Here is a 12848-nt window from a genome sequence, read left to right on the forward strand (position 1 = left end):
TCGGGTTAATAACCTGCGGGTTTATCGCCTACCTCCAAACCTGCAACCTGCTTGATTGCGTTCTGCGTGGCCGGAGAGCTTTCTACATTCGCACCGATGGCGATAAGCATAGCCTCTGTTGTCGGTGGCTTGTAGCCAACTACGAAGCCATTTCGCACAATTGGATCACCCTGTACCTTATCGCGAACCTCCGGGGATAGAGTGTGATAAATGCGCGATACGGTCTGAGCGTTGAGTTTGTCGAGCGTCAATGTCACATTGCCGTTGCCCGAACCGAGGTTGAAAGTCATTTGACCCTCTTTCAAAGAATGGGCAAGGCGCTGTGACTCCATGTTGATACGCGCTCTCTCGTTGGCCGCACTGACATTGAACTGACGAACACTCTCCTTGAACTGACGCTCCCAACGCTGACCTTCTTCTTCGTGCCATTCTCCCTGTCGGTCGAAGTTGGCTTGCCATTGACGCACACGCTCGTCATAATCCTTATTACGGAATGCAACATCATCGGCACGGTCTTGGCGACCTGCGTCAAATGCTCGGTCTTGTCGGGCGAGGGTCTGTTCAGTCTGCCATGCCTGTAAGCCTCGCTGTTTGTCGGCATCTTTCATCTTGCCGATAGTGAGAGCATATTGCAGATACTTATCGGCATCGGCATCGCGCTGCGCCTTTTCCTTGTCGAAACGCTCCTTAGCCTTAGCCGACATTCCCTCTTTGGGATTATACATATTCGGGGCATAGTGATGAGTGAAGATAAGGTTGGCAACAGATTGAGCTGCGTCCGACACTCCGCTGATAATGCCCTCTATCTTTTGCTTACGGCGCAACTTCTTCAGTTCCTCCTCCGACAAAGGCTTAAATTCGGCCATGCGCTTTTCAAGCTGCGGTATAAGCTCCTCATAACTGCTTGCCGAGTATTCAGCCGGGATAGTCGTTGATATTGGGGTCGAGGTCGTAACCTTTGTGGAGGTAACAGAAGATGAACTACCACCTGCCGGGGGCGGAGTGCCACCACCGGCAGGTGCCGAACCCGCAGGAGCAGCCGGCTGTTCATTGCTGACAACTGTTGTCCGAGGGGCTATAATGGGTTTGTTAGAGTCTACCATAGTTAGAATACGCTTGCCATTGCAGAACCGGCTTGTGCTACACCTTGCACTGCTTGCGCGGTGTTCTGAGCCTTTGCCTGTTCAAGATTATTAAGTTTGTCGTTGAGTTCCTGCTTTGTCTGCATATACTGCGACTCGATTTGGTCTTTACGGCGCTCACCATTAACAGCTATCTGCGATGTTGCATCTGCGAGAGCTTGATTATTGGCTGCTTTAGCCGCCGCAATACTTTCCTCACTACTCCCCATGACCGCCGCTGAACCTGCGGCAGCTTGGTTTCGTTGTCGAATATTCTCATTAGTCATAGTAAGGATACGTTGTGCATCTGCACGTTGTGTCGCGTCCTCATTATATCGGCGGTCATACCAATTTTGGTTTTCTTTCATCTGACCCTCGATATTTCGCTTGACCTTTTTCATTGCCTTTGAAGCGCTGATACCACCGAAAATACTTGCTCCGATACCTAACGCTCCTCCGATTGCGCTGCCTAATATGCCCATATCTGTACGTTTTTATAGATTACTTACTTGTAGCTTGTTTAGCAAGGTCGATAATGCCTAAATTGGCTACATCCTTTTCTTGCTCTTCCTTATCGGCACCGGGCGCTGTGGGTGTATCTGTTGTAGCTTCTTCTTTCTCCGGCTCTTTGACCTTTTCCTTCTCTACAACTTTTTCTTTCACGACTTTCTGAGGCGCAGACGAGCCGCCATCAGTCCAACTCCCTTGATTGGCAGTAAGCTCCATTTGAGTTTTCATGCCATCATGAAGTCTATCCATAGCTTTGTCGCCCTGTCGCTCTTTCTCTTTTATAAGTTGTAGAGCGGATGAGATGATACCTCCACCTTGACCGCCCATGCCTCCTGCTGCTTGCATCATTGTTTGGGAGAATTAAAAAGTTATAATTATGGAGCAAAGGTAAACCCATACCTTTGTATCGTAACTTTAACTTATTAGTCATGGCACAAGGACGAAAGACCGGAGGCCGACAGAAAGGTACTCCAAACAAACCCAATCCGCTCAAAGAGCATCTACGCGCCCATTCAATGGCCTACTTTGCACCACGGCCACAAACGAATGGGGACGGCACCCCACGCAAATTAGAGTTTAGAACTAAGGAGGGCGACATATACAGCACCGTAGTTCTGCAAGATGCAGACGGCAATCCGCTTGTTGTTTCCGATTTTGAAGTTGATATGATGATGATGGAGGCAAAAGACCGCGCCGCCATACAGGAAAGGTTGCTGCGGTATCACACACCGCAGATGCAATCAGTGTCTGCCGAGGTGTCGTTGTCAGGTGATATCACTACTACAATCGAGGAGCGCCTTGCGCAACTCGCCGCCGAAAACGACAACTAAGCCGTCTATTTTTGTCTACATTTAGACCGCAAGCCGGGCGCAAATCGCTCGGCATTTTTATTTCCCCATTTATAGCCATTCTTTCCCAAATTAAGACAATACTTTCCGAAGTTTACGGCATTTCTTCCCCAATAATTCTTATTTCTTCCGAAGTAAAGCACATTCTTTCGGAAGTTATTGCTATTTCTTCCGAAATAAAGGGCATAAATTCCCACTTTGATTATTTATGATGCAACGAGAGAAAAAACGCTGATTTTGCAGGTCAAAAAACAGGCTGATTTTGGGGTGTTTTTCGTTGATTTTCGTGCAAAATTCATTCTCAATTTATCGGCATAAATTCCGAAGTTATTCTTATTTCTTCCGAAGTAAAGCACATTCTTTCGGAAGTTATTGCTATTTCTTTCCCAAAGTTCAGAAGAAAAGGGCATTGTTTCCGAAACCTTTCTTTTGATAAAAAGAAAATAAAAAAGAAATATAAAAGAAAAGGTATATATATCGGCGATACGCGCGTACATACACACGCGCGAGAAAATTTTATTTTTTTTTGAGGCTTCGCCAATCTCATAGAGGCAGGAGAGAAAAAGAAAAAGTTGCGCGAAAAAGAAAAGAGCCGCGCCGATTATCGGTGCGACCCTTGTACCATTTTGTTGGCCTCAACGAAATGGTCAGAAGCCCTTGCCCTTTTGATGCTCGTAGACATAGACCTTTCCATTGTCAAGATTGACGATTTTGAACTGAACCATTGAGCGGTCGGGAATATCCGCAGGAAATTGAGATACGAGTGCTTTTGTTACCTCGTCAATGTTGGAATAGCCGATGTCCTCAAAGTTGGCAAGGCACTTGCCTTGAAAGAATGCCGCTGCTCTGATGAGCATCTTCGGAGAGATACGAAACAACCCCTCATCTTCGGGCTGCTCTTTCGCCATGCGCCGCGAGGTCGCATCACTGAAAAAAATAAAGTCAATCACTTTCTCGTTGAGCCTCCACGCAGGAGAGAAGTCCAGCATAACATATCCGCGCGTCACCGTGTGCCTGTGCGAATGGTTCATCGCAAAGCCGACCTCTGCAATTGTCGCATCGCAGTCGTTCTGTGCAGTGGTCGCCCATGTGTGCCGGAACGTGTAGACGCAGTACCATTGCTCCTTTGGCATCCCCATAGCTTTGCATATCTGCTTGATGCCTGTGTTCACATTGGCGCAAAAACTGTCTGAGGTTGAGAAGCGGTCGCAGAACCGAAACAGCCTGTCGGTGTGTTCACCGGCTCTGTATTTCTCAAACAGAGGTTTGATTACCTCCGGCACTCGCATTTCGATGTATGCGTCATCGGTTCGGGTCCGGGTTGTCTTGGCTCGTTTGTAGTGGATTATGCCGCCGTGGTAGTCTTCTTTGCACAGGTTGAAAATGTCAATCGTGTTCATGCCGGCCAAACATAGTGACATCATGGCCACATCACGGCCTAACTCCGGCAGGGGGTCAATCATCTTCGACTCCGGCAGCGGTGCCGCAAAGAATGCCCTGCAAGCCTCAGCGGTGATTGCTTTCTTATTAGGCCTGTCGGCAGCAGGTATCTTAACTTTACCCCACGGATTGGTCTTTACCCGGATTATGCCGTTGTCGTAGTCGTTCAGTTCATCAATGGCCGCACGGAAAATCTGACGGATGCAAATCGGGTACATCTCTTTGGCTCTCGCGGTGCCGCTCAGAGTGGCGACCCACTTGTTTACGTTTATCGAGGTGAGCTGCGCGAACTTTACTTTGGTCGTACCGAAGTATCGCTCCATGTGTTGGAGTGCGAGTTGGTAATTTTTCGCGTTGCGCTCCTGCCCTCGGTCAATCATACGGTCAATGTGCTTTCGGGCATAGTCCGAGAATACCAAATCCTCGTTCAAATTCTTCAGAAACTCTGCAACTTGTCTCGCGTTCCACGCAGAAATATCTTGGCGATTTAACGCATCGAGCCAATTAACGATTTGCGTAGATAACGGTTTGAGGACAAACGGGTCGATAACTTCCATCGAGGATGACAAGCCTTTTCCGCTTACTACTTTGTCAGTCGGTAAATATACCGATTTGCCATTGTGAGCGACCCGGATATAAACCGAGTAGCACCCGTCCTTTCTTTTGCGCTGCTTGTTTACGCAGACTGTCAGTATTGCCATATTATTTTTTTGTTTAGAATTATATCATGCAATTATTTCTGTTGAATTCATGTTGAATCGACCGTTTGATAGACGTGTGGATTTTGTTGAATTTTCGCGGTTCAATCGTACACACTATCGTGTTCAAATGCATATACCCCTTAAAAATACTTTAGGCGGTATGCTCTTGTTTATCAGAACATACCGCCTAAGTGGCTTATTTTAAGTATCTATCTCTTAGTCTTCGATGGCAGCCTGCGCCGCGGCTACGCGGGCGATGGGCACACGGTAGGGTGAGCAGCTGACGTAGTTCATGCCGAGTTTGGCGCAGAATTTGACTGATGAAGGTTCGCCGCCATGCTCGCCGCAGATACCTACTTTGAGTTCGGGTTTGGTGGCACGTCCTTTTTCAACGCCCATTCTGACGAGCTGGCCTACGCCTTCCTGGTCGAGTACTTCAAAGGGATCGGTCTTGATGATGCCGTGTTCCTTGTAGAATTTGAGGAACTTGGGTGCGTCATCGCGAGAGAAGCCGAAGGTCATCTGGGTGAGGTCATTTGTGCCGAATGAGAAGAAGTCGGCAACTTCAGCGATCTGGTTGGCAACGAGGGCTGCACGGGGCACTTCGATCATTGTTCCTACTTTGTAGGGTACGCTCTGGCCGGTTTCTTCGAATACCTTGGCTGCTGTGATGTTGATCACGTCGGCCTGGTTCTGGATTTCCTTGAGTGAGCCTACGAGAGGGATCATGATTTCGGGGTGCACATCGATTCCGCGGGCTTTGACTGCGAGGGCGGCTTCGATGATGGCGCGGGTCTGCATCTCGGTGATTTCGGGGTAGGTGATGCCGAGACGACATCCACGGTGGCCGAGCATCGGGTTGAATTCTTCAAGTGAGTCAACCTTGGCCTTTACTTCTTCGAGGGTGATGCCCATTTCTTCGGCCATTACCTTCTGAGTGGCGGTCTGGTGGGGTACGAATTCGTGCAAGGGGGGATCGAGGAGGCGGATGGTCACTCCGTAGCCGTCCATAGCTTCGAAGATGCCTTCGAAGTCGCCACGCTGCATCGGAAGGAGTTTGGCGAGGGCTACTCGACGGCCTTCTTCGTCAGATGCGAGGATCATTTCGCGTACAGCTTTGATGCGGTCGCCTTCGAAGAACATGTGTTCTGTGCGGCAGAGACCGATGCCCTGTGCGCCGAAGTGGCGGGCCTGCTTTGCGTCGCGGGGTGAGTCTGCGTTAGTGCGGACGAGTGTCTTGGTGTATTTGGACGCAAGATTCATGATTGCGCCGAAGTCGCCGCCGAGTTCGGGTTCGGTTGTGGGAACCTGGCCGTTGTAAACTTCTCCAGTCGAGCCGTTGAGTGAGATCCAGTCACCTTCTTTGTATACTTTTCCGCCCATCTCAACTGTTTTTTCTTTGTAGTCGACACGGATTTCGCCTGCACCTGACACACAGCATTTGCCCATACCACGGGCTACTACGGCTGCGTGAGATGTCATACCGCCGCGCATTGTGAGGATACCTTGTGCTACGGCCATACCTCGGAGGTCTTCAGGAGATGTCTCGATGCGGACGAGCACGACTTTGCGTTTCTTTTCGCTCCAGGCTTCTGCTTCTTCAGCCGAGAATACGATCTGGCCGGCGGCTGCGCCGGGAGATGCGGGAAGACCCTTTGCCACGACTTCTGCGCGCTTGAGTGCTGCTTTGTCGAACACGGGGTGGAGGAGTTCATCGAGTTTCTGCGGTTCCATGCGCTTGAGCACGGTTTTTTCATCGATTTCGCCTGCGCGGAGAAGGTCCATAGCGATCTTTACCATTGCAGCGCCTGTGCGTTTGCCGTTGCGGGTCTGGAGCATCCAGAGTTTGCCGTCCTGGATGGTGAATTCCATATCCTGCATGTCTTTGTAGTAGTTTTCAAGACGGCCTGCTATTGCGATGAGCTCGGCGGCGCAGACGGGCATTGATTCTTCGAGTGAAGGATATTTTTCAGCGCGCACTTCTTCGCTGATGCCCTGGAGGGCGGCCCAGCGGCGTGAGCCTTCTACTGTGATCTGCTGGGGGGTGCGGATACCGGCGACCACGTCTTCGCCCTGGGCGTTGATGAGGTATTCGCCGTTGAAGATATTTTCGCCGGTTGCTGCGTCACGGCTGAATGCCACGCCTGTGGCTGAGTTGTCGCCCATGTTGCCATAGACCATTGCCTGTACGTTGACGGCTGTGCCCCATTCTTCGGGGATCTGGTTCATGCGACGGTAGAGAATTGCACGTTCGTTCATCCAGCTGTCAAACACGGCGCAGATGCCGCCCCAGAGCTGTTCCCAGGCGTCATTGGGGAAGTCTTTGCCTGTGTATTCCTTTACAGCGGCTTTGAAGAGTTTCACAAGGTTCTGGAGGTCTTCCACGGTAAGTTCGGTGTCAAGTTTGACGCCTTTTTCTTCCTTGACCTTGTCCATGATTTCTTCGAAGGGATCTATGTCAGCTTTGCTTTTGGGCTTCATGCCGAGCACAACATCGCCATACATCTGTACGAAACGACGGTAGCTGTCCCATGCGAAACGGGCGTTGCCGCTCTTTTTGGCGAGAGATTCAACTGTAGCGTCGTTCATGCCGAGGTTGAGGACGGTGTCCATCATGCCGGGCATTGATGCGCGGGCACCTGAGCGTACTGACACGAGAAGCGGGTTTTCAGGATCGTTGAATTTTTTGCCGGTGAGCTGCTCGACGTGAGCAATTGCGGCCTGAACTTCTGCAGTAAGATCTTTGACAACTTTGTCACGGCCATACTGGGTGTACTCGGTGCAGACTTCGGTTGTGATAGTGAAGCCGGGAGGCACCGGCATGCCGAGAAGGTTCATTTCGGCGAGGTTCGCGCCTTTGCCGCCGAGGAGATTGCGCATGGAGGCATTGCCTTCTGCTTTGCCGTCTCCAAATGTATAAACTCTTTTCATTCTGTTAATTAGATATTGATAATGTTGTTGTTTTTTTCTGTGTATTATAGCTTTGAGGTTAACACTAATGCAAAGATAATGTTTTTTTTGGCTCAAAGCAATGTTTTTGTGGTTCTTTTGAGAAAATTACGTATGTTTATATTGCTGATGTCAGGTGTAGAGTTGCGGTGAAGGGGGGGTCAGTCGTAATTGATTACACGTGAGGGTGGAATGGTTGTGATTATGGCTGATGGAAGGATCAGCACAAGCGCCGAAACGAGGATGATTCCTGCGTTCAGTATTAGCAGTGCGGCCAGATTGAATTCCATGGGGACATGGTCCAGATAATAGGCCTCGGGGTCAAGCGGTATGAAGCCGGTAGTGGTCTGAAGGAGTATTATGCCGATGGCAATCGCATTGCCTATGAGAAGTCCCAGGATGAGCAGGCGCATGGTCAGCCATACGAAAGCTCTGCGGATCAGTGAATCTGATGCGCCGAGGGCTTTGAGGATGCCGATCATGTTGACCCTGCGAAGAATAAGTATGAAAAGCGATGACACAAGTGTCAGGCATGTCAGCAGAGACATGATTGTGAGAATGACAATCACATTTGTGTCTAACAGTGCCAGCCAGTTGAAGTAGAGGGCTGCGCTTGAATGGATGTCGGTGACGGAATAGAATTTGTCGGAACGTCCGGTGTAGATGTCGTCCATCAGGGTGGCTGACAGTTTGCCTGCGGTCTCGGAGATTTCTGTGTCGCTGTCAAGTCCGTTGATCTCCACCACGGTACCAAGCCGTTCGTCAATGCCGGCCAGGGCGCTGAGCATAGGCAATGTGGCGAAGATATATGCGTTGTCATATTCGCTGAAATGCGTGTCATAAATTCCGGCTATTTTCAAACGTCGTGTGCGGTATGTGTCACCTCCCAGAAAATATGCATCGATTTTGTCGCCGCAGCCCACATTCAGTTTCTGTGCGATGTTATGTGAGATTACGGTGTGATATAGAGTTGAATCTGCATTGTAGTCGGGGATGGTTCCCGCTGTCAGATTCTCGCTCACGAATTTCCAGTCGTGATCCCTGCCCATGCCTTTCACTACTGCGCCGATGAAGTTGTCAGGCGTTTTAAGGATGACAGGCTGCCTGATTGTCAGAGTTGCGGATGCGTTCTGAGGCAGGACCTTAAATGCTTTGTCGAGATCATCGATGTTGATCAGAGATCCGTCGCGCCCGTCTGATGGGGCGTGAAGCGAAATCGTGATCTGGGAGTCGAAGCCCATGATTTTGTGGCGGATTTCGTTTTTGAATCCCATCATGACGGCAATCGACAGCAACATCACGATCACGGAAAGTGCTATTCCGGTGACCGCGATGGCTATTCCAGACTGCGTTTTTCCTGATGCGGTGCGCAGGCTGAGCCGACGTGCTATGAACAGGGCAAGAGTCATGTCGGCGACAAAATTAAACAAATTCCGTGAGTTTTGCCCAAACGGACTTCTAAAATTTGCTATGCAGGCCTTAGATAAGGAGCGCTATGCGATAGACGATAAAGGCTACAACCCAGGCTATGGCTGTGTTGTAAAGCACTGAGAACAGTCCGTAGCGCGGATTGCCGGTCTCCTTTACGATGGCCGTTATAGTGGCGATGCAGGGGCAATAGAGCAGGACGAATATCATGAAACTGAGTGCGGCGGCAGCTGTGAAATCCGGCTTGCCGGTGGCGTCGTTTGGCGATGTCAGTCGGGTTGAAAGGCTTTGTTCGCTTGCTTCTTCATCGCCGGTATAGAGCACACCGAGGGTGGAGACCACAATCTCTTTGGCGGGAACTCCGGCAAGAGCCGCTACAGATGCGCGCCAGTGGAATCCAAGCGGTTCGAGCAGCGGGTTTATGGCTTTGCCGGCCATTTCGAGATAGCTGTCACGTGATGGGTCTATGGCCGAATCGTCTGTCACGGTTTCGGCTGACACATTCTGAGCGTTTTGTCCGTCATGAAGAGGAAAATAGTTGAGGGCCCAGACAATAATACTTGCTACAAGGATCACGCCGCCCATTTTGCGCAGATACTGTTCGCCTTTGCCCCACATGTGGCGCAGTGTGGCTTTGAGCGTCGGTACACGGTATGGTGGGAGTTCCATGACGAACGGCGTCACATCCTGCCCGAAATGGAAGCGGCGCAACATGCGGGCTGTGAATCCGGCCACTATGATTCCGGTGAAGTATAGACACATGAACACCAGAGTGGCATGGTCAGGGAAGAATGTCCCTATGAGCAGTACATAGATGGGCAGACGGGCCGAGCAGCTGATGAAAGGATTTATGAGTATGGTGATCAGCCGGCTTGAGCGGCTTTCGATAGACCGGCAGGCCATGATCGAGGGGACGGTACAGCCGAAGCCCATGACCAGCGGAATGAACGATTTGCCGTGGAGCCCCAGCCTGTGCATCACCTTGTCCATAATAAACGCCGCACGGGCCATATAGCCTGAATCTTCCATGAACGAAATGCATAGATACAGAATCAGGATGTTGGGGAGGAAGACAATCACACCGCCTACACCGCCTATGATACCGTCGGCTATCAGATCCTTGATCATGCCGTCAGGCATATATTCCCTGACCATCTCTCCCAGCCATCCGACAGCACTTTCGATCCATTCCATCGGGTAGGAGCCTAATTCGAATGTGGCCCAGAAGATGAAAGCCATTATACCTATAAATATAGGAAAGCCGAACAGGCGGTTGGTGACTATGGTGTCGATTATGTGTGTCGAATTGATCTCTTCTTTTTTTGACGATTCAAGAGTCTCGGCCAAAGCGCCGGCTATGAAGCCGTATTTGGCATTGGCTATTGACATGTTTACGTCTGCATCTTTTTGAATTTCTGAAAGCTTTTGCAGTTTTTTGTCGCGAAGCCCAAGTATCTCTTTGCCGTCAGGAAGAGATCTGACCATGTCTTCTACCTCGGAGTCTGATTCAAGAAGTTTTATAGCGAGGTAGCGTGGAGAGAAATGTCGTCCGATATGCGGGTTTTCTTTCAGCGTGTCTTTGAGTTCTGAAAGAGCCTGTTCGATATCGTTGCCGAGATTCACGTGTATGTGTCTGACGGCTGGATCGGTTCCTTCAAACACGCTTATCACGGTGTCGAAAAGTTCATTTATGCCGGATCCGTTGCGGGCTGAAGTGGGGACTATTGGCACACCGATCATCTCGCCAAGGGTTTTGAAGTCGAGTTTCCGCCCTGAGCGTTCAAGTTCGTCGGCCATATTGAGAGCTATGACCATACTCCGGTCCATGTCGATCAGCTCGGTGGTCAGATATAGGTTGCGTTCAAGATTGGAGGCATCAACCACATTGATGATCACGTCAGGAGTCTTTTCCTTCAGATATCGTCTGACATATAGTTCCTCCGGAGAGTATGACGCCAGAGAGTAGGTGCCTGGCAGGTCGACAATATTGAAACGGAATCCTTTGTATTTGAATGTGCCTGATTTGGCATCGACAGTGACACCACTATAATTGCCTACATGCTCGCGAGCTCCTGAGGCAATATTGAACAGCGTGGTTTTGCCGCAGTTGGGATTGCCAATGAGGGCTACATTTATGGTTCGCAGCCCTTTTTCATGAGCCTGAACAGGCATGGCTTTCTCACTGATGGTCTCGGTGTGGTTGATCACCGCGGTTCCTGCGGTATCACTTTTTTCATTATCAGCAATTATTTCGACCAGTTCGGCTTCAGACCGGCGGAGAGAAACCTCATAGTCCATTATCTGATATTTCACAGGATCGTGAAGAGGAGCGTCAAGCAACACTTTGACTTCACGGCCTCTGACGAAGCCCATTTCCAGCATTCGCTTGCGGAAGGCTCCGTGGCCAAGTATTTTCACTACTATTCCGGTTTCGCCCGGTTTAAGATCGGATAGTCGCATGGATAAAAACGTTATAATAATGCAGTTTCGCAGATATGGCTGCAAAACGGGGATGCAAACTTAATAATTATTTATATAATAGGAAATACCTAAAAATAGTGATATGGATTTCTACGGCCACCGGACAATAAAAAGCCGGAAATTCAGTTATAAATTTGTATAAATATTTGTTTTTGCACCATGCGTCTATTCCGCCTAATAATATTACTGACAATATGTGTCTTTGCCGGGACGCCTTTTTCGGCTGTCGCTCAGGACAAAAATGACTTCAATCCGGTTGAGACCGGTGTCAACTCGCTGAACATCGCTCCGGATGCGCGAGGCGCTTCGATGGGCGATCTTGGAGCAGCGACTGAACCGGATGCCAACAGTCAGTTCTGGAATCCGTCAAAATATGCTTTTGCCTATTCACAGGCCGCTGTGTCGCTCAGCTATACTCCCTGGCTGCGTAAACTTGTCAATGATATTTTTCTTGCAAATCTTTCAGGCTATTGGAAGGTCGGCTCGGAAGACAATCAGGCTGTATCGGCCTCATTGCGCTATTTCTCACTCGGTGAGGTGACAACAGATCCAACCGGAGGCTCTGCCGGACAGACTCTGAACCCGTATGAAATGTCGATTGATGTTGGTTACTCGCGTAAACTCTCCGAGAAGTTCTCTATGGGTATAGTTTTCCGCTACATATACAGTGACCTTGGATTCGGCTATGACAGTGACGCGAGCCAGTCTACGGGGGCATCGGCTTTTGCCGCTGATATTGCAGGTTATTTCACTTCATACCCGATCATAGGCCGCAATGAATGCCAGTGGTCATGGGGATGGAACATTTCAAATATTGGGTCGAAGGTCGAATATCAGAATGGTGACAACCCGGCATTCCTTCCGACCAATCTGAAAATCGGGACATCATTCACTTATCCTCTTGCCGATTATCACAATATAGCTTTCAATCTTGACCTCAATAAGCTTCTTGTGCCTACCAAACCTCGCCGTTCGGACTACCCGGATGATATTGAAGGTGAAAAAGAGTGGGTGATAGCGGAGGATGACTGGCGCAATATGTCGCCGATCACCGGAATTTTCAAATCGTTCACCGATGCTCCTGGCGGATTGAAAGAGGAACTTCGTGAGATTTCTTGGTCGCTTGGCGCGGAATACAATTATAACCAGCAGTTTTTCCTGCGGGCCGGATATTATTACCAGAACCCCACCAAGGGCAATCTTCAGTATTTCGGTCTCGGAGCCGGTTTCGCTCTGAATGTGCTACGTCTTGATGCCAGCTATATGCTTGCCACAGCCCAGACCTCACCTCTCGACCAGACTCTCCGTTTCACGCTCACTTTCGACATGGACGGTATAAAGGAAATTTTTGGACGAAAATAAAATTAGAA

General features: G+C 49.7%; 9 protein-coding genes. 2 read left to right on the forward strand and 7 right to left on the reverse strand.

Annotated elements, in window-relative coordinates; genetic code table 11:
* Positions 1 to 5: 5 nt before the first annotated feature.
* Genes FDZ78_RS11775 through FDZ78_RS11785 form a run of 3 tightly spaced genes read right to left on the reverse strand, consistent with a single transcriptional unit; the run spans position 6 to position 1979 of the window.
* Complete coding sequence (locus FDZ78_RS11775) at positions 6 to 1103, reverse strand: hypothetical protein (protein WP_136408613.1); 1098 nt, start codon at positions 1101 to 1103, stop codon at positions 6 to 8.
* A 2-nt stretch (positions 1104 to 1105) separates the two neighbouring features.
* The gene (locus FDZ78_RS11780) at positions 1106 to 1603 is read right to left on the reverse strand and encodes a hypothetical protein (RefSeq protein WP_136408614.1); all 498 of its coding nucleotides are present in this window, start codon (positions 1601 to 1603) and stop codon (positions 1106 to 1108) included.
* 19 nt (positions 1604 to 1622) lie between these two features.
* Positions 1623 to 1979: a hypothetical protein gene (locus FDZ78_RS11785; RefSeq protein WP_136408615.1), complete on the reverse strand. Its 357-nt coding sequence runs from the start codon at positions 1977 to 1979 to the stop codon at positions 1623 to 1625.
* Positions 1980 to 2059: 80 nt separating this feature from the next.
* Here FDZ78_RS11785 and FDZ78_RS11790 point away from each other — a divergent pair, with 80 nt between their 5' ends.
* Positions 2060 to 2461 carry a hypothetical protein gene (locus tag FDZ78_RS11790; RefSeq protein WP_123398020.1) on the forward strand — a complete coding sequence of 134 codons (402 nt, stop codon included), beginning with the start codon at positions 2060 to 2062 and terminating at the stop codon, positions 2459 to 2461.
* A 665-nt stretch (positions 2462 to 3126) separates the two neighbouring features.
* Here the strand turns inward: FDZ78_RS11790 and FDZ78_RS11795 are convergent.
* From FDZ78_RS11795 to feoB, 4 genes are all read right to left on the reverse strand, one after another.
* On the reverse strand, positions 3127 to 4620 hold the full coding sequence (locus FDZ78_RS11795) for a phage integrase SAM-like domain-containing protein (protein ID WP_123398018.1): 1494 nt from the start codon (positions 4618 to 4620) through the stop codon (positions 3127 to 3129).
* 216 nt (positions 4621 to 4836) lie between these two features.
* Entirely contained in the window at positions 4837 to 7551 is a 2715-nt protein-coding gene (gene ppdK / locus FDZ78_RS11800) for a pyruvate, phosphate dikinase (RefSeq protein ID WP_136408616.1), read from the reverse strand.
* A 179-nt stretch (positions 7552 to 7730) separates the two neighbouring features.
* A complete protein-coding gene (locus tag FDZ78_RS11805) occupies positions 7731 to 8999 on the reverse strand; it encodes an FtsX-like permease family protein (RefSeq protein ID WP_136408617.1) in 1269 nt (422 codons plus the stop codon).
* A 49-nt stretch (positions 9000 to 9048) separates the two neighbouring features.
* A complete protein-coding gene (gene feoB, locus FDZ78_RS11810) occupies positions 9049 to 11457 on the reverse strand; it encodes a ferrous iron transport protein B (RefSeq protein WP_136408618.1) in 2409 nt (802 codons plus the stop codon).
* A gap of 180 nt (positions 11458 to 11637) precedes the next feature.
* Here feoB and porV point away from each other — a divergent pair, with 180 nt between their 5' ends.
* The gene (gene porV, locus FDZ78_RS11815) at positions 11638 to 12840 is read left to right on the forward strand and encodes a type IX secretion system outer membrane channel protein PorV (protein ID WP_107033105.1); all 1203 of its coding nucleotides are present in this window, start codon (positions 11638 to 11640) and stop codon (positions 12838 to 12840) included.
* The last annotated feature ends 8 nt before the right edge of the window (positions 12841 to 12848 follow it).

The organism is Duncaniella sp. B8, from assembly GCF_005304985.1.
Lineage (GTDB): Bacteria > Bacteroidota > Bacteroidia > Bacteroidales > Muribaculaceae > Duncaniella > Duncaniella muris.